Source organism: Catellatospora sp. NPDC049133 (assembly GCF_040648455.1).
GTDB lineage: Bacteria > Actinomycetota > Actinomycetes > Mycobacteriales > Micromonosporaceae > Catellatospora > Catellatospora aurea.
Map to the genome: position 1 here is coordinate 126,446 of NZ_JBEZDT010000013.1, position 20,712 is coordinate 147,157.

Here is a 20,712-nt window from a genome sequence, read left to right on the forward strand (position 1 = left end):
CTCGGTAGCCGCAGGTCCTCACCGACTTCTCGCCACTAAACGGACTAAAACCGCCAGAATGGGCAGGGTGAGGAGTCGCCCGTGCTCGCCGTACTGATGCTCGGCCTGGTCCTGGTCATCTGGGCCGTGCTCGCCCGACCGGCCCAGCGCTACAGCGTCACCGTGCCCATCGCCATGGCAGCCGCCGGCCTCATCCTCACCAACGGCAGCAATCCCCTGGTCAACATCGAGGTCACCGGACCCATCGTCCGGCACCTCATCGAGATCACCCTCGCCCTGGTCCTGTTCACCGACGCCACCGAGATCAGCGTGCAATGGCTGCGCGAGACCGGCCGCGTACCCATGCGCATGCTGTTCATCGCGTTCCCGCTGACCGTCGCGCTCGGCTTCGCCGCCGGCGTCCCGCTGCTGCCCGGCGCGGGCTGGTGGGTCTGCGCCATCTGCGCCGCCGTGCTCGCCGCCACCGACTCCACCCCGATCCTGCCGCTGCTGCACGACCGGCGCCTGCCCTCCGGCATGCGCCACACCATCACCGTCGTCAGCGGCCTCGACGACGGCCTCGCCGCACCGCTGGTCCTGCTGCTGCTCGCCGGGGCCGTCGCCAGCACGGACCTGGAGAGCGTCCTGCTGGAACTGCTCATCGCGCTGGTCGCGGGTCTGATCGTCGGTTTCGGCGGGGCCAGGATGCTCAGCATGGCGCGCGAGCGCGGCTGGAGCACCCCGGAGGCCGACCGGGTCGGGCTGCTCGCGCTGGCGATCACCGCGTTCGCGATGGGCGAGGTGCTGCACGGCAACGGGTTCGTCGCCGCGTTCGTCGCCGGGCTGGCGGCTCGCGCGACCGCCCCGCACATGCCGCACGCGGCGCTGCAGACCGTGTCGGACACCGCGCTGGTGCTGTCGGCGGCGGTGTGGTTCGTGTTCGGGTCGCTGATCGTGCCCGCGTTCATGGACGGCCTGGAGTGGCGGGTGTTCCTGTACGCGTTCCTGTCGCTGACCCTGATCAGGATGCTGCCGGTGGCGCTGTCGCTGCTGGGCAGCCACGTGCCGTGGCGCGAGCGATGGGCGCTGGGGTTCTGGGGGCCGCGCGGGCTGGACAGCATGGTGCTGGGCATCATCGCCTTGGAGCAGTTGTCGGGCTTGGACGCGGACTGGGTCGCCGACGTCGTCGTGGTCGTGATCAGCCTGAGCATCCTCATCCACGGTCTGAGTGCCCGCTACTTCGCTCGCTGGTGGGACCGGCGAAGCCGCGCGCTCGTGGAGTCCTCTGGCGCAGCCGCCGACTAGGGCGCGTATCCAAGTGCACGGAGCAGCTCGTTGTTCGCGATGAGGTGGATCGTGGCCAGTTGTCGACAGGCAACCTCATCGTTGCCGGCTGACTCCGGCCCGCGCGTTCAATCTGGTTGTTGGCGCACTCGACGGCGTGACGCTGCCGGTGGACGACCTCGTCGAACATCGGTGGGGCCGGCCACCGGCCCGGCCCTCAGAGCTCAGCAGGAACGCTCAAACGCAGCCTTGACCATGTCGCCCTGGCTCTGGTCATCCAAGGCAGCCAGGGTGGTGGCAGCACGCTGCTCCGCCAGATGAGCGAAGCCATTCTTGCCCCCGTTCCGCGTAGGCGTGACTGTCGACACCCCGCTCTCCTCATCGACGTGGACTACTACACTCCTGGCGTTCGCCTGGTCGACCACCGCCGCTCAGCGGCACCGTGGGCCACCATCACCAGATATGTCGCTGTTCAGATTTTTGCCTCAGATCACAGCCGCCAACGGGATCGCGTTCCCGCCGGTGCGGCGTCGTCGCGAACAGGTCGAGGTCGTCAGCCGTGGGCGCGAATGAGCCATGCACATCGCCGCCGCCGTTGCGGCCGGTCCGGTGGCGGCGTCACCACCGGACCGGCTGCCTCAGCCCGCTTCTCGCCGACGGGCTGAGAGGCGGCTGCCCTGCCGCACTCGTGGGCGGGCACGGCTGGGCGGCGCCCGCTTCGCGAATCCCGATCACGAAGGGTCGGCCCGGCCCCGGGGCGGTAGCCGGGCCAACCGGGCAAATCGTACAACCACGGAACGAAGGTATTGACCGGATTCCGCCGCGTGTCGCCCAGCCGCCGATCCGGCAGAGCCGTTCTCTTCGTCAGCCCGGCGATCTACCATGCCGTCGTTCGGGTGACCGGCCAGGGAGGCGGCGATGGGCGACACGGACTGGACCGGCGTACGCGAGCGCGTCGAGAGCCTGCGCGAGCGGCCCGGCCACGAGCGGCGGTTCGGCGTCGACGCGCACGGATACACCCTCGCGCCCGTGCTCGGCGACGACGACCTCGCCGACCTGGAGGCCTGGCTCGGCGTCGCACTGCCCGCCGACTTCCGGCGGTTCCTGACCCAGGTGGGCGCGGGCGGCGCAGGCCCGGACTACGGAATCAACACGGTCCGGCGCAGCGCCGACGGGGGCTGGCGGTGGCACGGCGATTGCGGCGACCTGACCGACGTCGCCCGGCTCGGCCTGCCCTTTCTGGTCGACCGGCCGTTCGGCGACGAACTCGCCGCGCTCGACGAGCGGGAACCCCGGCCGGAGGACTTCACCGACCCCGCCGCCTACGACGACGCGGCCGCCGAGTGGCGGGACCGGATGTGGGAGATCGTGGCCGTGCCGGAGTTCAGCCAGGGCGCGATCTACCTGGCCGACGAGGGCTGCAACCGGCGCTACTGGCTCGCGGTGAGCGGGCCCGCCGCCGGGACCGTCTGGTACGACGGCAGCTGCGACTGGGACGACATGCTCTTCGTGGAGAACGAGTTCGGGCAGCCGGCCACCTTCGGCGAGTGGTATCTGGGCTGGCTCACCGACACCGAGCGCAGCCTGACGGCGGCCGCCGTCAGCGACGCACCCGGCGGGCCAGGGCGGCCTTCGTCGTGGTGACGCCCTTGATGATCGCCTGTTCGGCCGGGTGCATCCGGTCGAGCAGCAACGCCGCGTTGTAGGCCGCTTCGTCCGGGCCGACCGTCGGGATCGCCTCCCACATCTCCATCGCCGCGACCAGGCCCGCCAGCACCGCGTAGTGCGCGTTGGCCGGCGGCTGGCGGCGGCCCGGCGGATCGCGCAGCACGCCGAGCATCAGCGAGCGCGGCCGGGCGGCGACGAACGGGTTGACCGCCACCAGGCGGCTCTGCCGGCTGAGCATGCCACGCTGCACCTCCTCGATCACCGCCTGACGCTTGAGCCGCTCGGCGACCAGCGCATACAGGTCCTCGCGCAGGTAGTCGATCCACGACGCGGCCGGGTGCGTGACCGGCTCCTGCGCGGCGACCTTGCCGAGCACGTGGTCGAGGACCGGGTCGCCGGTGAAGGTGGGCGTGGTGCGCACGACGACCGCGCCCTCGTCCAGGGCGATCGCACGCTGCCAGCCGAGCTCGATCAGCACGGCGGCGGCCAGGCCGAGACCGAACTGCTCGTCCCCCGCGTGTTTCTTGCCGGTGTACTCATGGTGGCCGATAAGGAAGAGCTCGTCGGCCACGGCGAACCGGTCGGAGACGGGGAGAGTCGACATGAGGGTCCTAGATGATGTTCACTGCGCGACGGAGGGTGTCCTGGCATGCCACGGCGCATGCCTTCGTCTGTGCAAATTGGAAAGGCTAGTGGAGTACGCCGATCCGTTCAACAGCCTACGCATCGAGGGTGACGTACTTCATTAACAATGTGTAACGCACATTGAGCCATGTACCTGCACGCATTACTATGCACCGACCGTTCACCCCGAACCCAGGACTAGAGGACCCATGACCACCTCTGAACAGACACGGGGAGCTGCAATCCCCTCGGGCGCCTCCTCGCCCTTACCGCCCATGCTCGCTCCCGCCGACCTCGGCCTCGCCCGCCGCCGGCTCAGCACCAGCTCACTGGTCTTCTTCACCGTCTCGGCCAGCGCGCCGATGACCGTGCTCGCCGGCGGCGTCGTCGCCACGTTCGCCGTCACCGGCTCGGTCGGGGTGCCGCTGGCGTTCCCGATCGTCGCCGCCGCGCTCGCGCTGTTCGCCGTCGGCTACGCCGCGATGAGCCGCCACGTCGTCAACGCGGGCGTGTTCTACGCGTACGTGTCGCAGGGGCTCGGCGGGGCGCTGGGGGTCGGCGCCTCGTTCGTGGCCCTGCTGGCCTACAACGCCATCCAGATCGGCCTCTACGGCCTGTTCGGCGCCGCGCTCGGCGGGTTCGTCGAGGCCAACGGCGGCCCGGCGCTGCACTGGGGGGTATGGGCCGCCGCCGCGCTCGCGCTCGTCGCGATCCTGGGCCTGCTGCGCGTCGACCTCAACGCCAAGGTCCTCGCCGTGCTGCTCATCGCCGAGGTCGCCGCGGTCGTCCTGTTCGACATCGGCTCGTTCGCCAACCCCGCCGGCGGTGCGATCACCTTCGACGGACTCGACCCGGGCAACCTGTTCGGCCCCGCCATCGGCGGCGTGCTCGCCTTCACCGTGGCCGCGTTCGCGGGCTTCGAGAGCGCCGGCGACTACGCCGAGGAGGCCAAGGACCCCCGCCGCACGGTGGCCCGCGCCCTGTACACGGCCATCGCCATCACCGGCGTGCTGTACGCGCTGTCGGCGTGGGCGCTGACCGTCGGCGCCGGCCCCGACAACGTCGTCGCCCAGGCCCAGGACCCCGAAGCGGGGCTGCCGTTCTCGCTGATGGCCGCGCACTTCGGCGACACCGTCGCCAACGCCGCGAACCTGCTCCTGCTCACCAGCGTCTTCGCGGCGCTGCTGTCGTTCCACAACACCGTCGCCCGGTACCTGTTCGCCGCCGGACGCGAGAAGGTGCTGCCCGCCGTCATGGCTCGCACCGGGCGGCGCACCTCCGCGCCGTACGTCGGCTCGCTGCTGCAGACCGTCCTGGCCGTCATCGTCGTGGCCGTGTTCGCCGCGCTCGGGCGCGACCCGGTGCTGGAGCTGTTCACCTGGCTGTCCTACGTCTCCGCCGTCGGCCTGCTGGTGCTGATGGTCGGCACGTCGGTCGCCGTGTTCGCGTACCTCAACCGCCACCGCGGCGCCGAGACGCTCTGGCAGCGCACCATCGCCCCGATCCTGGCCACCCTCGCCCTCGGCGCGATCACCGTTATGACGATCGTCAACTCCGACGCGATGCTGGGCGCCGAGGCGAACTCGCCGCTGCGCTACATCCTGCCCGGCCTGGTCGGCGTCGCCGTCGTGCTCGGCGCGGCCTGGGGCCTGGTGCTGCGCTCGTCGCAGCCCGCCGTGTACGACCGGATCGGCAAGGGCGGCCCGGCCGAATGAGCCGCGCCCCACGGGGGGCCCACAGCTGCACGGCAGGGGCGGACGCGACGGCGTCCGCCCCTGCTCTCGTCCTGCTCAGGAGCAGCAGCTGTCACCCTCGGCCGTGGGCGTCGCGCAGTGCGAGGCCGTCGAGGCGGGCACGTCCAGGGTCGGGTTGCGGTCGAAGAAACCGACCGGCTTGAGCGTGAACCCCGCCCGGTCCACCGGCATGACCGGCCAGTCCTCCGTACGCGGGAAGTGCGTCAACCCGAACGTGTGCCACAGCACCACGTCGGTCGCCGTCAGATCCCGGTCCCGGGCCGTCCACGCGGGCAGCCCCGCCCCGCCCGCGTGCTGGTTCGGCAGGTCGCCCGACGGGTAGCGCTCGGCCGGGTCGTACGCCGTCACCCACAGGTGGTGCGTGGCGAACGCCGCCCGCTGCGAGATCGACGCCGACGGGTCCGCGGCCAGCACCGGCTGGCCCTGCGGGAACAGCGCGTAGCCGACCGGCTGGCCCAGCCGGTTGAGCTTGCCCGGGTTCACCACGTGCCAGGCCCGGGCACTGGCCGGCTCGGCCATCCGCGCCCCCTGCGACTCGCGCTCCAGCGGCGTCACCTGCTTCGTGAACGCGTTGCCGTGCGGGTTGTCCGGCCCGACCGGCAGCCGCTGCAACTGCACCTCGTTGACCGTGTTCGCGACCCCGTCCACGGTCATGTCCAGCCGCGCGCACCACATGTGCTGGTGGTACGGCCCGCCCAGCCCCGGCGCGACCTCGTCGGCGTACGGGCTGCCCGGCACGTACGACGAGGTGAACATGACACCGGTCGCCTTGCACTCCAGCTCGATGGTGCCGTCCAGGTACAGGTACCAGTAGAAGCCGTAGTCGTAGTTGCCGACCGTGACGAAGAACGAGATCACCAGCCGCCGCTGCCGCCGCGTCTCCGACGAGCCGGTGAACAGGTCGGTGTGCTTCCACAGCACCCCGAAGTCCTCCTCGTGCATGCAGATCGCGTTCGGGCGGGTCTGCGGCTCGCCCAGGTCGTCGGCGACCACCGCATCGAAGTAGTGGATCTCGCCGAGGCAGTCGCAGCCCAGCTGCAACGCGTTGACCTGCGCGCCCAGGCTGTACTCGCCCGCGTCGAAGTAGTTCTGCCACCAGCGAGCGGGCGAGGGGTCCGCGTACGGCACGACCATCTCGGCGACGCTGGCCCGGTAGACGATGTCGCGGCCGTTGAGCGACAACTGGTGCAGGGTCAGGCCCTCGCGGGCGTCGAACCCGATCCGGAACTTCCAGCCCTCCCAGCTCACCACGTCGTCGTCGACGGTGAAACTGGGCCCCTCCGGCTGGGTGATCTCGATCGGCTTCAGGGTCGTGCGCAGCGGCCCGACGTACTCCGGGTCGTCGTGGTTGTGCTCGGTCGACGGCACCGGCAGCAGCACGTCGTCGATCAGCTCGATCACCCGGCGCTCGGTCAGGTCGACGTAGGCGACCACGCCGTCGACCGGGTGCGCCCACGGGTGGTCGTTCTCGCGGTGGCGTACGAACGACAGCACCCGCACCATGCGCCGGCCCTGCTCGTCCGGCTTGGTCGCCGCGCCCGCCGACAGCGGGCACGGGCACACCAGGTCCAGGTCGGTGATGCCGCGGCGGGCCATCGCCGCCCGCCAGCCCTCGTCGGCCTTGACGATCTCGTCTGCGGCGATGTACTCCTCCAGCATGATCGCCGGCTGCCCGTCGCGGACCGGGTCCAGCTTCCGCCGGCTGTCGACCTCGCCCTTGGACAGCGACACCACGGTGTCGGTCGCCACGCCCGTCGCGACGTCCAGCAGGATCACCCGGGCCCGCCGCGGCACGACCGCGCCGCCGGTGTCGAGCACCTCGCCCTTGGCCGGCTCCTCCAGACCCACATACGTGAACCGGGTCGACTCCCCCACCAGCCCCGCGGCGCTGAGCACCGAGCGGGCCTGGCGCATCTCCTCGGCACTGAGGCGGGCCAGCGGGTGGGCGGCGTCGGGCCGCTGCGGGGAGATCTGATGCAACGCCGAAGAACTCATAGGTGCACGCCTCTTTCATGGACAGTCACGGACACCCGAACATCCTCTGCGCAGCCAGGTCCGATGTCGAGTCCGAAGTGGCAGGACATGGAACGCCGCCACCGACCACGGAGGGCGCCACCGCCGGGACAGATCATCGACACGGTGGGGTCAACGGCGTGGCAGCGGCCTAACCTGGCGACATCGGCGGGTCGGGTCCCGTCGCGGCGCCGAGGAGGCGGAGATGGGTTCGGTATCGCGCGGCACGATCCGCCGGACGCTGACGGCACTGGCGGCGGCCGCGCTGCTGGCGGCGGCATCCGCACCCGCGCAGGCGGCACCGCCTCCACCGGGATCGGACACCGACCCGTACAACCCGGGCATCATCTACCGCACGGTCTACAGCCGGCCCGCGTCGGCCAGCGTCGTGGAGTTCGGCGCGGCCTGCCCGGCGGACTACCGGCCGTACGGCGGCGGCGCGCAGATCCTCGGAGCCACCAACCAGGTGCTCATCCAGCGGACCGAACCCGTCCACAACGCCACCGAGAACGCCTTCTTCGTCAGAGCCGTCGAGCGGTCCGACCTGCTCTACGGATACGCGGGGACGTGGCAGCTGCGGGTCACCGTCGCCTGCGGACCGGCGTATCCGGACCTGACCTACGTGCGCGCCACGACGACCGCGGGCAGCACGAAGTCCAGGGCCGCGATCGCGCAGTGCCCGTCCGGGCGGACGCGGGTGGGCATGGGCGCGCAGATCAACACCGACACCCGTGCGGTGCGCTTCGACGACGTCGGGTTCGGCATCTTCAACACCCCCTGGGCGTCGTTCCCGCAGATCCCGAACTCGGCTCGGGCGATCGCCAGCGAGCTGCCGCTGGGCACCGCCGCGACGTGGAGCGTCAGCGCGGTCGTCGTGTGCGCGACGCCACCGTCGAACGTGGTGTTCCACGGCGAGCAGCACGGCTACGGCAACCCGGTCGACTCCAGCGGCCAGCCCGTCTACGCCGACCGGATCGAGTGGGAGCCCTGCGGCGGCTGGTATGAGGACAACCACTCCTACATGACCGGGGTCGGCGGCGGGCAGAACGGCGACCCGGGCGAGGTCGGCCTGCAGTGGTACTTCGACGCCGACGACAAGGAGATCGGCGTCATGGAGCTGACCCTCGACGGCGGCGGCTACTCCGGCGCCTGGATGGGACCGTATCTAAGCGTCATCTGCGTGACGAAGGCCTGACCCGCGGGCGTCAGCCGAGGTTGGCGGCGTCCGGACCCTCACCCCAGTCTCCTGCGCTGGGCGCAGCCCGGCCGGCGCGTTCGTCAGACGCGCCGGCCCGGGGAAGTGCGTCCCGTGATCAGAGTGCGGGGATTGCCACGACCTCGCTCACCGTCTTCTGGAAGCCGGTGTCACCCGGGTAGACGGCACGCCAGTACACCGCGCCGGGCATGTCGACCCCGGTCACCTCGAACGAATACTGGTCGGTGAACGTGGTGTGGGTGCGCCAACCATCGACACCGTTCGCCGAGTACTGCAGCTTGATCTCGAAGTGCGCGGGCGAGCGCCCGCCGGTGAAGGTGAAGTTGCCGTACACGCCGATCCTGCCCTGGTCGTAGCGGCCGCCGTAGAAGCTCGTGAACGCCGAAGGCTGCAGGACCGTGAACAGACGGGACGAGCCGAAGCCCGGCTTGACGTAGGGGTCGACGCCGCCGTCGGCGGTGTACTGGACGTGGGTCACGCCGATGTGGCCGCCGCCGAGCGGGGTCGTGGTGTAACTGAACCGCCCGTCGGCGTCGGTTGTCACGGACCCGATGTAGTTACAGCTGTCCTGGTCCGCCGTCGCGCAGAAGCTGACGAATGCCTCGACACCCGCGAGCGGGGTCCACACTCCGGCGACCTTCCAGGTGATCTGGCCGGTCGCGGTGAGCGACTCACCGCGGTTCAGCTTGGCCTTGTCGAGATTCACGCTCACGCGGACCGGCCGCGGCGAGACGGTGACCCGCAGCGGTTCGGACTGCGCACGGGTGTGCATGGGCTGGGTCAGGCCGTAGTCAGCCCAGACATCCTCGGACTCGTAGACGATCTCGACCGTGCCGGCGAACGTGCCGTCGGGTTTCGTGGTGACCTCGACGAAGTTGAACGTGCCGAGGACGTAGACCCGGGCGCCGGCGACCGGCTCGACGACACCGGAGCCGGGCCGGCGGCCCAGCAGCGTGCCGCGCATGGTCACGGTCCGCTTGTCGTACGTGGTCGACGTCCGGTTGAGGCTCACGTTCTCGAAGTACGTGAACATGGCGTAGTAGAGCTCACCGATGCCGTCTTGGCGCACGTGCGTGCCGTCGGTGTCGGTGATCTCCACATCGACGGTGTAGACCCCGAGGTCGTCGAGCACGATCGGGGTGCCGGCCCAGACGCCGTCGGTGGTGGTGCCTGATCGCAAGGTGAACGCCTCGACGGTGGCGACCTCCTGGCGTGTGTCGGAGGTGAGGATGTGGGCCGTGATGGCGCTGACCCCGTCGGCTGCGGTCGCCGAGACCAGCAGCGTCCCGTAGTCGTTGCCGTAGTCGCTGTGCGCCCAGTTCACGACCGGCTGGTCGGCGGCCTGGGCGGTCACCGGCGCGCTGAGCGCGGCCGCCACGCCGACCGCGAGCATTGCGACGAGGGATCGGATCTTTGGCAAGTGGGTTCCTCCCCGTGAGGTGTGTCGCGATCAGAGGTTCGCGACCGGGCCCCAAGATAGGGGTTTGATGCGACACTCCGCCAACGGCTTCGTCCGCGACCGCATCGCGGTCCGTCGGACGACGCACACCCGCCTAGCCCAGGCTGTCGGCGTCCGGGCCCTCGCCCCAGACGTTCATGGCGGTCCAGCGGGTCAGCCCGTAGACCAGGGTCCAGCCGACCGGCGTCAGGTACAGCGCGACGATGACGTACGCGGCGATGGTTCCGGCCTGGATCCGGTCGCGCAGCGACGGCTCGCCTTCTACAGCGCGACGCTCGCCAACTGCGCGGCGACGAGCAGCCGCGCGGCGAGGAAGCGGGGTCGGGGCACCGGCACGTCCGGAGCATACGATTCGTCGATCTTCCGCGCCAGGCCCATGCGGTCAGCCGTGGGCCTGCAGGGCCACCGCGGCCACGGCGGAGTCGACGGCGGCGAGCAGGTCCCGGTAGCCGGGCACGAGCCGGCCGGGCAGTTCGGCCAGGCGCTGGCGCATCGTCGCCGTGGACAGGGTCGGGGCGACGATGGTCAGGTCGACGGCGTTGGCGATGCAGGCCAGCAGCGCCGACTGCGGGTCGAAGTCACCGGGCCGGGTGAGCAGGAAGCCCAGCCGCACCATCGAGCGGGTCGCCTCGGTCGGGTCGGTCGCCGGGAAGCGGATCTGGGTCCGGCCGGTGAACGAGCGGCTGGTCTCGCGCCGGACCACGCCGTGCCCGACCAGCCGGTAGCCGACCAGTTCCTTGATGTCGGCGCGCAGGTGCTCGACCCATTGGTGCACCCGGTGCCCGGGGCCGACCTGCTGCAGTTGCGCGACGATCTGGTCGATGACGGGGTCGCCGTTCTGTCTGGCGGTCCAGCCGGTGAGGCGGCCGCCGTCGACGGTGACCGTTTCGGCGATCATCAGCTCGCCGAGCGCGGCGGCGGCCAGGCCGACCGACAGCACGTCGTGGTTGAGCCTGGGCTTGCCGCTGTACTCGTCGTGTCCCATCACGAACAGCTCGTCCGCGAGCGCCAGCTCTGGCATCGATTCCCCCCAATGGACCCCGGAAAAGCGGCGTGGCCGGAGCATCGCTCCGGCCACGCCGCCTGTTCTGTCGTTTCGTTACCGGTACGCCGCGCCCAGCGCCTTGAGCCGGTTGTGCACCCCGTCGTACGCGCCCGCGCGGCCCAGGTACGCCTTGGCCACCTTGGCGACCATGGTGTAGTTGGTGTCGCAGACGTTGCCGACGGGCGCCTCACCGGCCTGGCTGACCAGCTGCAACGAGTCCAGCAGGTCGAGCCCGGTCAGCTCGGACACCCACGTGACCAGGTCGTGCTGGCTGATCCGGAACGCGTCCTCCAGCGGGCGGGCCGAGCCGGTCGCCATGAGGTGAGAGTCGGACTCCAGCCGCGGCCACGGCGTGCCGACGCCCTTGATCAGGTCGACGACGAGCACGGTCTCCATCGCGGCCTCGACCGCGACGCCGGACACCTCGCCCTGGCCCTGGCGGGCGTGGCCGTCGCCGACGGCGAACAGCGCGCCTTCGACGTTGACGCCGAAGTAGGCGGTCACCCCGGCGCGCAGTTCGGGGGTGTCCATGTTGCCGCCGTGCGCGTCGGGCGTGATCGTCATCCGGGCCTCGAACGCGCCCGGCGCGACGCCGACGGTGCCGTGCATCGGGTCCAGCGGCAGGTCCACCGTGAAGTCCGAGTTGCGGGCGCTGTAGCGGGCGACGCCCGCGGCGAGGTCGATGTCGTACACCCAGACCCGCTCCTCCAGCGGCGGCTGCAGCGTCGCGGTGTGCGACGTCGACGTCAGCGCCCCGAAGTGCGGGAAGGTGCTGGACACGGCCCAGTCGCGGGCCGGGGTGATGGACACGAAGTGCAGCGCCAGGGTGTCGCCCGGCTCGGCCCCCTCGACGAAGAAGGGGCCGGTGACCGGGTTGAGGTACGGGAACCGGCAGACCTGCGAGGGCAGGTCGCCGAATCCCCGCACCACGCCGCCGAAGCAGTCCTCGGTGCGGATCTTGAGCACGTCCCCGGGGCGGACCTTGGCCACCGGCGGGTTGGGCCCGAAGGTGTACGCCAGCTGCTCCGGAGTCGGGTTGAACTCGATGTACTCGCTCACGCGACGTCCGCCGCGTCGTCGCTGCCGCCGACGCCGGACAGCTTCGGCGCGCGGCCCATCGCGAACAGCACGCCGAGCACGACCAGGCCGAGGCCGATCCAGATGAAGCCGGTGACCTGGGTGTAGAGCTTCATGTTGATCAGCACGGCGATCAGCAGGCCCGCGCCGACCAGCGGCACGACCAGGTGCAGCAGCCAGTTGCGGCTGCCGTTGCGCACGATGTAGTGCCAGATCACCGCGGCGTGCAGGGCCAGCCAGGCGACCATCGCGCCGAAGTTCACCATCGTGGCGATCAGCGTGATGGTGTCCTCGCCCTGCTCGGTGAGGTAGTACAGCGCGGTGCCGGAGATGGCCAGCGAGACGCCGGCGGTGAACAGGACCGCGTTGACCGGCGACGCGTGCTTGCTGGACACCTTGGCCAGGAACTTCGGCAGCTGCTTGTCGCGGGCCATCGCGAACAGCAGGCGCGACAGCGCGGTCTGGGCGACCATCGAGTCGGGCAGGCCCCACGCGATCGCGGTGGCGACCAGGCACAGCGTGGCCAGCCACGGCGCGCCCGCGGCGGCCTCGGCGGCGGCGTAGAAGGCGTTGCCGACGGTCGCGGCGTCGCCGTTGATCAGACCGGCCGGGTCGGTGACGAACAGCGACGCGACCCAGGTCTGGGCGATGAAGATCAGGCCCGCGAGCAGCAGCACCACGGCCATGGCGCGGCCGACCTGGCGGGCGCCGCCCTTGCTCTCCTCGGCCAGCATCGAGATGCCGTCGAAGCCCAGGAAGCTGAGCGCGGCCACCGACACCGAGCCGAGCACGATCCCGAAGCTGAAGTTGTCGGAGTTGAAGAACGCGCTGGTCCAGTCGCCGTTGCCGCGCCCGTCGGCCAGGCCGATGATGCCCATGACCAGGAAGATGCCCAGGACGATGAGCTCGCCGGCGATCATGATGTTGATGGCGACGGCGGTGAGCCGGATCCCGAAGTAGTTGATCACGGCGTTGATGGCGACGAAGCCGACCAGCCAGATCCACGCCGACACCGACGGCACCGCCGCCTCGATGGTAACCGACGCGACCAGGTACAGCAGGCCCGGGACCAGGAAGTAGTCGAGCATGATGGCCCAGCCGGCGATGAAGCCGACCGGTGCGGCGATGCCGCGGCCCGCGTAGTTGTAGACCGAGCCGGCGATCGGGAATGCCTTGACCATCTGCGCGTACGACGAGGCGGTGAACAGCATCACGACCAGGCCGGCGACGTACGCCAGCGCCACCATGCCCTGCGAGGCCGCGTACACCGAGCCGAAGATCGCGAACGGGGCGATCGGCACCATGTAGATCAGGCCGTAGAACAGCAGATCAGTGAAGGTGAGCGAGCGGCGCAGCTGCGGCGTGTAGCCGAACTTGCTGAGCTCGGGGTCACCGGCCGGGTTGGCCGCGTCCCCCGTGGCCGCCTCGGAAGGCGTGAGCACGGACATTACCGAGCCTCCAGTAGTCATCGGATGTTCGACGTAGCGTGGCGCGACGCACACGCCAACGTCTCATTGGCGAGCACCGCCGACCTGCCGGGTAGATGTGAGGCCCGGACAGGTACTCCCACCGGCTAGTTGTCCGGGCCGTCCAATGCGGCCAGCGCGTCCCGGACGAACGGGTGACTCGCCGACAGATTCGTATCGGCCAGCACCATCGACAGCAGCCGCCGCGCGTCGTCGACCGACGCCTCCCCGGTCTCCTTTCGCCGCCGTCGCCGGCCGTCGCTGGCCTGCTGCTCGGCCCGCACCGCCGGGTAGATGCCCGACAGCAGGCCGCCGGTCTGCAGCACCTCGTCGCAGCGGCGCGCCAGGTCCTCGGTCGGCCAGCGCTCGCCGGACTCGACTTTGGCGATCATCGCCTCGCTGTGCGGCATGCGCTGCGCCAGCCGGCCCTGCGAATACCCGCGTACGCCACGCCACCAGCGCAGTTGCGCCGCGAAGTCCCTGGCCGCCGACGCCTGCGCGCGGCCCGTGAAGGGCTCGGTCATGCCCCGCCTCCGAGGGGTCAGTGTCCACAAAGGACGTACCGTACCGCTCCCACCCCGCGCGGCTGAAAACACGAGACAGTAAACAACACCAACAGGCAACCGTCCATGCACGAATACGCATGACAGAACACAACTGGTCATACCACTTGACCACCCGACCGATTACGTCGATGGTGAACCCATGACATTCGCGAAGATCGAACGACGGTCACTGCCGGACGAGGTCTACGACCGCGTGCTCGGCCAGATCGTCTCCGGCTCGCTCACCCCCGGCCAGGCGCTGCCCAGCGAACGCGCGCTGGCCGAAGCGCTCGGCGTCAGCCGCCCCGCCGTACGCGAGGCACTGCAGCGTCTGGCCCACGCCGGCCTGGTCACCGTCCGCCAGGGCGGCGCGACCACGGTCGGCGACGTCCGCCGCACCGGCGGCCTCGACGTCCTGCCCCACCTGCTGCTGCCCGGCGGCGACCTCGACCTCGCCGTCGCCCGCAGCATCCTCGAAGCCCGCCTGGCCATCGGCCCCGTCGTCGCCGGGCTCGCCGCCGAACGCCACGGCCACGCCGCCGCCCTGCACGCCGCCGTCACCGCCATCGCGACCGACACCGACCCCGTCGGCCGCCAGCACCAGGCCCTGGCCTTCTGGGAACTAGTCGTCGACGCGGCCGACTCCGTCGCGTTCCGCCTCATGTTCAACAGCCTGCGCGCCGCCTACGAACCCGCCCTGCGCGCCCTGTCGACCGTCATGGCCGACGAGGTCGACCGCGTCGAGCACTACCGCGCCCTGGCCGACGCGATCACCGCAGGCGACGCCGACACCGCCCGCCGCCTGGCCCACGACCTGCTCGGCCACGCCACCCAGGCCCTGCTGCACGCCCTCGACCTGCTGGAAGGAGCCCGGCGATGACCCCCGCCGACAAAACCGCCGCCGAGCGCGCCGCCCGCCACCGGCTCGCCGCCGACGAGGCCGCGGCCACCGGCCCCACCCGCACCGCCGTCACCCTGGGCCAGATCTTCCGCCGGTTCTGGCTTCACCCCAGCCCCTGGATGATCCTGTTCGTGCTGACCACCGCCCTGGCCTGGCGTATCGCCGAAGGCGGCTGGACCCTGGCCGACCTGCGCGCACCGGCCCTGCTCGTGGCGGCGTTCCCCGTCCTCGAATGGGTCGTGCACGTGTTCGTCCTGCACTGGCGGCCCCGCAGGTTCGCCGGGCTGACCGTCGACACCGAACTCGCCCGCGACCACCGCCGCCACCACGCCGACCCGCGCGACGTCCCGCTGGTGTTCATCCCGTGGCGCTCGCTGGCCGCCGTCATCGCCGGCTACAGCACCGTCGCGCTGCTGGCGTTCCCGCGGCTCGGCGAGGCCCTCACCTTCATCCTGAGCGTCGCCGCCGTCGGGCTGCTCTACGAGTGGACCCACTACGCCATCCACAGCGACTACCGGCCACGCAGCAGGCTCTACCGGGCCGTGTGGCGCAACCACCGGCTGCACCACTACAAGAACGAGCACTACTGGTTCACCGTCACCACCGCCGGCACCGCCGACCGGCTGCTGCGCACCTACCCCGACCCGGCGACCGTGGCGACCTCCGCCACCGCCCGCAACCTGCACGCCTCCGGCTGAGCACGCACACGCGAAGCGGGGGCGGCGACCGTGTGGTCACCGCCCCCGCCATTCATCCGTGCTCAGCCCTGCGGCTCGCGCCACATCGGGTACAGCGCCGGCCCGTCGCCGGGCAGGTGGTAGGCCTCGCCCAGCATCGCGAACCCGTGCCGCAGGTACAGATCCCGCGAACCCGTGCTCGACGCCTCCAGGTAGGCCGGCACACCCTCGGCGTCCAGCTGCGCCAGCCGCCGCCCGAGCAGCTCGCTGCCCAGCCCGGTGCCCCGCAGCCCTGGCCGCACGGCCAGCAGCGCCAGGTGCCAGTGCGGCCGCCCGTGCGGGTGGTGCTGCGCGAACGTCTCGTCCAGCAGCGCGAACCGGGCCGCGTGCGGCCCGGCCAGCTCGACCAGGCGCTCGTCGTAGCCGTCGATCCACGGCGCGTCGGCGGTGTTGTCGAACCACACCGCGACCGCGTCGTCACCGGCCACGTCCACGGCGCCGTACGTCAGGGCGTGCTCGGCGAACCAGCCGAACTGCCCGGCCATGATGCGCTCGCGCTCGACCGGATCGTCGAGCAGCCATTCCGAGACGGCCAGCTCCTGGAACGACGCCGAGATCAGCCTTCCCGCGGCCGCGGTGTCCACGGCCGCAGCCGTGGACACCGCGTCCGAGCCGGTCATACGGCGACCTTAGGGGCCTCCGCCGACGAGACCTCGGTCTTGCCGCCCTCGACGCCCTTGCCGATCGCCTCGTACAGCGCCGGCTTGGTGGCGCGCAGCACCAGTGCCCAGATCACACCGACGACCGCGACCAGCAGGTACAGCCCCGGCAGGATCCAGCGGGCCGCGTGCTCGTCACCGGTGCCGAGCATGGTGCCGTAGTCGCGGACCGTCTGCTGCACCGCCCAGATCAGGAACAGCGCCGACAGCACCGGCGCGATGACCCGGGTCCACAGGCTCTCGCCGCGCTTGTCCTTGGCGAAGTACAGCACCACGGCCACGCTGGTGCCCGCGAGCAGCAGCAGCACGCCGAAGCCGCCGGTCATGCCCAGCCAGAAGAACAGGTGGGTGAACGGGTCCAGCTGCGCGATCGCGTACACCAGGATGACGGCCAGGCCGATGACGGACTGCAGGACCGAGGCGCCGACCGGGGCGCCCGAACGCGCACCGGTGCGGGCCAGCGAACGCGGCAGCACGCCCTCACGGGCCAGCGAGAACGTGTAGCGGGCCACGGTGTTGTGGTACGACAGCATCGCCGCGAAGGCGCTGGTCACCAGCAGCACGTTGCCGGCGTCGGCGAAGAACGCGCCCAGGTGCTCGCCGGCCAGCACGAACATCAGGTCGGCCTGGGCGGCGTGCTCCTGGCTCTGGGCCACGATGTTGTCCGGGCCGGTGGCCACGGTCAGCGCCCACGCGGTCAGCGCGTACACGAGCACCATGACGCCCAGGCCGCCGAACGACGCCAGGGCGATCGTCTTGCGGGAGTCGCGCGACTCCTCGGCGAACACCGGCGGGGCCTCGAACCCGACGAACGCGGTCACGGTCACGGTCAGCACCGCGCCCAGCGCGCCGCCGATGAACAGGTTGTCCGGCGAGAACGCGGCGAAGCTGACGCCGTCGGCCGGGTTGGCGATGAACACGATGTCGTACAGCAGCACGATGGCGAGCTCGGCGACGAGCACGACCAGCAGCAGCTTGCTGTTGATCTCGACGCGGGACAGGCCGAGCACCGTGACGAACAGCCACGCCACCAGGGCCAGCACCCACCACTCGACGTTCACGTCGAACATCGCGCCGAGCAGGCCGGAGCCGGCCGCGCCGAAGATGCCGTACAGGCCGACCTGCAGCAGGTTGTAGCCGAGCACCGCCGACAGCGCGGCGGCCACACCGGCGGGGCGGCCCAGGCCCTGGGAGATGTAGGAGTAGAAGGCGCCGGCGTTGCGGATGTGCCGCGACATCGCGACGTAGCCGAACGTGAACAGCGCGAGCGCGGCGCCGATCAGCAGGATGCCGAGCGGGAAGCCGATGACCTGGACGTTGGCCCAGCCGGCGACGATGACGCCACCGATGACCATGAGCGGGGCCGCGGCGGTCAGCGCGAACGACGCCACGGACGCCGAACCGAGCCGGTCGGCGGCCAGGGCCGACGACAGCGCGGAGCTAGGGGGTGCGGACACGGTGTTGCTCCTTGAGGGGGGTGGGGGGTGAGGGGGTGGGGGGGTGTGGTTCAGGTGAGCTTCGCCACGGCTTTGCTTACGGCCAGCTCCGTCTCGGCGATGAGCACCCGCACGGGTTCGTCGAGCACCGCGATGAGCGAGGCCAGGCTGCGTCCGCGGACGTCGTCCCAGGCGAAGGTGGTGCTCAGCCCGGTCGCGAAGGCGAGCCCGGCGAGGATGCGGTCCTCGACGGACATCTCCTCCTGCCGCCGCAGCCGCCCGATGAGCCGGGCAGTGGGCCAGGCCGCATCGTTGACGGACACGGGCATGTATCGGCGCTGCACGCTGAGCAGTCGGCGCGTCTCGACCAGTTGGAGCGCCCCCGCGGCGGTCATCCTGACGGCGATGTCGGACTCGGCGCTGAGCCCGAGGTAGGCGAGCCAGTCCCGCACCGGGTGCAGGGTCGGCTCTGCCAGCAGCTGCCCGTGTACGCGGGCGGCCAGCGCGTCCGGCGGCGGCGGCGCGTTGCGCACCGCCACCCCCTCGGCGGCGGGACGCACCAGGTCCAGCAGGCACAGTTCGGCCAGCAGCGCGGCTGCCAGACCGAATCCGACGGCTTTGGCGTGCAGCCGGGAGTCGCCGCTGACATCGTCATGCGTCATCAAGTAGAACTCGTCGGCTATCGGCACGAGAAGGCACCCTACAGAATGGATCTACTCGCTGTCATCGCCGAGCACTCACTGTTTACCTTTGCTCCGCTGCAGGTAGCGTCCTATGTGGATGCCTGGGAGCGTTTGCACGCGCAATATTCCCAGCCAGATGCGGCACCGGACGCGACAGGGCGGCCCCGCCTGCCGCACCGGTCGCCGAACCGGCACGGACAGTGAGACCGCCCTGCGTGCGCGCGCGGTCCCCGGCCTCAGCGGGCCGGGGAGCCCGTCACGACTGCGTCACCGTGAGGTTGTCCAGGCCCGCCTCGACGAGGCTGGCCGTGCTCGCGTCCGCCGCCTCGACCAGGAAGCGCACGCTCTGGCCCGCGTACGCGGTCAGGTTCGCCGAACCGCTGCCCCACGCTCCGTTGCGGTTGCTGGCCGCGCCCGCGATGGTGGCCAGCACCGTGGTGCCGCCGCTGTGCACGACCGAGATCCGCAGGAAGTCGGCGCTGGAGGAGTTCGACCCGTGCGCCAGGTACCACTGCCAGCTCGCGTTCAGCGTGCCGGTGGCCGGCAGCGTGATCGCGGGCGACTGGATCGAGCTGGTGCCGCCGTCGAGGTCGAAGTCGCCCGCCGCGGTGCCCGCCGACAGGCCGGTGGCCAGGTCGTTGCTGCCCGCGAACGGGGTCAGCTGCTTGGCGCCGCTGGAGTTGGTCGCCTGCGCCGCGCCGCGCGCCCACTGGCCGACGGTGGCCGTGTCGGTGCTGTTCGGGTTGACGGTCCAGCCGGTCGCGGTCTCGAACGTGTCGGACCAGACCGTGGTGCCGCCACCGCCGCCGCAGTAGGTCGCCTCCTTGCCGATCACCCGGTACGGGCAGTCGGCCTGCTGCAGCAGCATCAGCACCGCGGCCCGGTTGCGGGTCGTCTGCGCGGTGATGACCTCGTCGGGCGGGTAGAAGCCGCCGCCGCTGCCGGAGCTGCCCGGGTACATCTCGAAGGTGTATGCCCAGATCCGGTGCGTGCCCCACATCCAGTCGATGGACGTGCCGTCGGCGACGTACAGGTCGCTGGACTGCTCCGGGGTGTAGCTGTTGGTCGCGGCCATCTGCTGGCCCAGCGTGGCGAACGTGTTGTACTCGTCGGCGCTCATGCCCGAGGGGTTGTTGGCCGTCGTGTAGCCGAACGGCCACAGGATGAGCTGCGAGTACGTGTGGAAGTCGATGTTGGCCTTGATCTGCTGGACGCCGCCGACGACCCGGCTGTTGACGAAGTTGCGCAGGTTCGTCGACTCCGGCGCGGAGAACGCCGACGGGCCGCGGTAGGTCTCGCTGCTGGTCGTGCCGCTGGAGCCGCCGCAGCAGCCCCACTGGTAGGACCAGTTGCGGTTGAGGTCGGTGCCGACGTTGGACGAACCGCTGTTGGGCTGGCGGTTCTTGCGCCACGAGCGGTAGCTGCCGGTGGCGATGTCGTACTCGCCGCCGTCGGGGTTCATGTCCGGCACGATCCAGATCTCGCGGCTGTTCACGATGTTCGTGATCGCCGAGTCGGAGCCGTAGCCGCTGGTGAACAGGTTCATCAGGTAGATGGCCATCTCGACCGTGAGGTGCTCACGGGCGTGCTGATGGTGGTTGAACAGGACCTCGACCTCGTTCTCGTCGGTGGCGACGTTGTCCGAGATCTTGATCAGGGGCATGTTGCGGCCCTCGTAGGAGTTGCCGATCGTCGTCACCCGGAAGATCGACGGGTACGACGAGGCCAGCGAGTTGATGACGGCCATCATCTCGCTGTAGTCGTGGTAGTTCGAGTCGGCCGGCGGGAACGCGAGCGCCTGCGCGTGGTCGTCCTGGACCGGGGCGAGGACCCGGGTGACCGTGAAGCCGAGAGCCTTGATCTTGGCAGCCTCACCAGGGGTGGCGGTGATGTCGAGGATGCCGTGGTCGAAGCCGTCGATGGCCGCGCCCGTGGCGGCGATCGCGTTGCGCTGGGCGAGGGTCTTGATGCCCTGGACGGTGTAGTGGCCCGAGGTGCTGACCTCGGGTCCGACCGGTGCGCCGTCGGCCGGTCCGGTCAGGACCATGGTGCCGGCCAGCGCCAAGGTGGATACGAAGACGGTTAACCGTCGCCGCATGTCTGCCTCCAAGCGGGGGTAAAGGAGGCTCACAGCAGAACACCAGATTCAAGGTCATTGCAATATGT

Annotated in this window: 17 protein-coding genes; 6 read left to right on the forward strand and 11 right to left on the reverse strand. The window is 70.6% G+C overall.

All coding sequences use genetic code 11. The features are described 5' to 3' along the window. Positions 1-81 precede the first annotated feature (81 nt). Both AB0B35_RS17070 and AB0B35_RS17075 read left to right on the forward strand, forming a co-directional pair. Positions 82-1,284, forward strand: coding sequence for a cation:proton antiporter (locus AB0B35_RS17070; protein WP_361046113.1), 1,203 nt, complete (start codon positions 82-84; stop codon positions 1,282-1,284). A gap of 897 nt (positions 1,285-2,181) precedes the next feature. Further along, the gene (locus AB0B35_RS17075; protein WP_361046115.1) at positions 2,182-2,907 is read left to right on the forward strand and encodes an SMI1/KNR4 family protein; all 726 of its coding nucleotides are present in this window, start codon (positions 2,182-2,184) and stop codon (positions 2,905-2,907) included. Here AB0B35_RS17075 and AB0B35_RS17080 read toward each other — a convergent pair. Then, the gene (locus tag AB0B35_RS17080; protein WP_361046117.1) at positions 2,864-3,535 is read right to left on the reverse strand and encodes a GPP34 family phosphoprotein; all 672 of its coding nucleotides are present in this window, start codon (positions 3,533-3,535) and stop codon (positions 2,864-2,866) included. The two genes, AB0B35_RS17075 and AB0B35_RS17080, sit on opposite strands and share 44 nt — an antisense overlap. A 295-nt stretch (positions 3,536-3,830) precedes the next feature. On the opposite strand from AB0B35_RS17080, the gene AB0B35_RS17085 reads away from it, so the two are divergent. Further along, positions 3,831-5,270: an APC family permease gene (locus tag AB0B35_RS17085; protein ID WP_361046120.1), complete on the forward strand. Its 1,440-nt coding sequence runs from the start codon at positions 3,831-3,833 to the stop codon at positions 5,268-5,270. A 75-nt stretch (positions 5,271-5,345) separates the two neighbouring features. Here AB0B35_RS17085 and AB0B35_RS17090 read toward each other — a convergent pair whose 3' ends face one another. Beyond that, positions 5,346-7,304: a primary-amine oxidase gene (locus tag AB0B35_RS17090; protein WP_361046122.1), complete on the reverse strand. Its 1,959-nt coding sequence runs from the start codon at positions 7,302-7,304 to the stop codon at positions 5,346-5,348. A 223-nt stretch (positions 7,305-7,527) separates the two neighbouring features. On the opposite strand from AB0B35_RS17090, the gene AB0B35_RS17095 reads away from it, so the two are divergent. Continuing rightward, positions 7,528-8,517, forward strand: a complete 990-nt coding sequence (locus AB0B35_RS17095) for a hypothetical protein (protein WP_361046124.1) — start codon at positions 7,528-7,530, stop codon at positions 8,515-8,517. Positions 8,518-8,635: 118 nt separating this feature from the next. Here the strand turns inward: AB0B35_RS17095 and AB0B35_RS17100 are convergent, their stop codons facing one another. The 5 genes from AB0B35_RS17100 to AB0B35_RS17120 all read right to left on the reverse strand — a co-directional run bounded on the left by AB0B35_RS17100 (position 8,636) and on the right by AB0B35_RS17120 (position 14,109). Further along, the gene (locus tag AB0B35_RS17100) at positions 8,636-9,958 is read right to left on the reverse strand and encodes a hypothetical protein (protein ID WP_361046126.1); all 1,323 of its coding nucleotides are present in this window, start codon (positions 9,956-9,958) and stop codon (positions 8,636-8,638) included. Between the two features lie 421 nt (positions 9,959-10,379). Then, positions 10,380-11,018, reverse strand: a complete 639-nt coding sequence (locus AB0B35_RS17105; protein WP_361046129.1) for a GPP34 family phosphoprotein — start codon at positions 11,016-11,018, stop codon at positions 10,380-10,382. A 78-nt stretch (positions 11,019-11,096) separates the two neighbouring features. After that, on the reverse strand, positions 11,097-12,101 hold the full coding sequence (locus AB0B35_RS17110; protein WP_361046131.1) for an acetamidase/formamidase family protein: 1,005 nt from the start codon (positions 12,099-12,101) through the stop codon (positions 11,097-11,099). Then, on the reverse strand, positions 12,098-13,561 hold the full coding sequence (locus tag AB0B35_RS17115) for an APC family permease (protein ID WP_361046133.1): 1,464 nt from the start codon (positions 13,559-13,561) through the stop codon (positions 12,098-12,100). The genes AB0B35_RS17110 and AB0B35_RS17115 overlap by 4 nt, the downstream gene beginning before the upstream one ends. Before the next feature lie 131 nt (positions 13,562-13,692). Further along, the gene (locus AB0B35_RS17120) at positions 13,693-14,109 is read right to left on the reverse strand and encodes a helix-turn-helix transcriptional regulator (RefSeq protein WP_361046135.1); all 417 of its coding nucleotides are present in this window, start codon (positions 14,107-14,109) and stop codon (positions 13,693-13,695) included. 181 nt (positions 14,110-14,290) lie between these two features. Between AB0B35_RS17120 and AB0B35_RS17125 the strand changes: the two genes are divergently transcribed. Together AB0B35_RS17125 and AB0B35_RS17130 are read left to right on the forward strand one after the other, a co-directional pair. After that, positions 14,291-15,010, forward strand: a complete 720-nt coding sequence (locus tag AB0B35_RS17125; RefSeq protein WP_361046138.1) for a GntR family transcriptional regulator — start codon at positions 14,291-14,293, stop codon at positions 15,008-15,010. Further along, positions 15,007-15,729: a sterol desaturase family protein gene (locus AB0B35_RS17130; RefSeq protein WP_361046141.1), complete on the forward strand. Its 723-nt coding sequence runs from the start codon at positions 15,007-15,009 to the stop codon at positions 15,727-15,729. Before AB0B35_RS17125 ends, AB0B35_RS17130 begins: the two co-directional genes overlap by 4 nt. Before the next feature lie 62 nt (positions 15,730-15,791). On the opposite strand, the gene AB0B35_RS17135 is transcribed toward AB0B35_RS17130, so the two are convergent. The 4 genes from AB0B35_RS17135 to AB0B35_RS17150 form a co-directional block, all read right to left on the reverse strand. Further along, complete coding sequence (locus tag AB0B35_RS17135) at positions 15,792-16,388, reverse strand: GNAT family N-acetyltransferase (RefSeq protein ID WP_361046144.1); 597 nt, start codon at positions 16,386-16,388, stop codon at positions 15,792-15,794. Beyond that, positions 16,385-17,884 carry an APC family permease gene (locus tag AB0B35_RS17140; RefSeq protein ID WP_361046147.1) on the reverse strand — a complete coding sequence of 500 codons (1,500 nt, stop codon included), beginning with the start codon at positions 17,882-17,884 and terminating at the stop codon, positions 16,385-16,387. Before AB0B35_RS17140 ends, AB0B35_RS17135 begins: the two co-directional genes overlap by 4 nt. 50 nt (positions 17,885-17,934) lie before the next feature. Continuing rightward, on the reverse strand, positions 17,935-18,552 hold the full coding sequence (locus tag AB0B35_RS17145) for a GPP34 family phosphoprotein (protein ID WP_360524495.1): 618 nt from the start codon (positions 18,550-18,552) through the stop codon (positions 17,935-17,937). Positions 18,553-18,802: 250 nt separating this feature from the next. Then, positions 18,803-20,644, reverse strand: a complete 1,842-nt coding sequence (locus tag AB0B35_RS17150; protein WP_361046149.1) for a M14 family zinc carboxypeptidase — start codon at positions 20,642-20,644, stop codon at positions 18,803-18,805. Positions 20,645-20,712 lie beyond the last annotated feature (68 nt).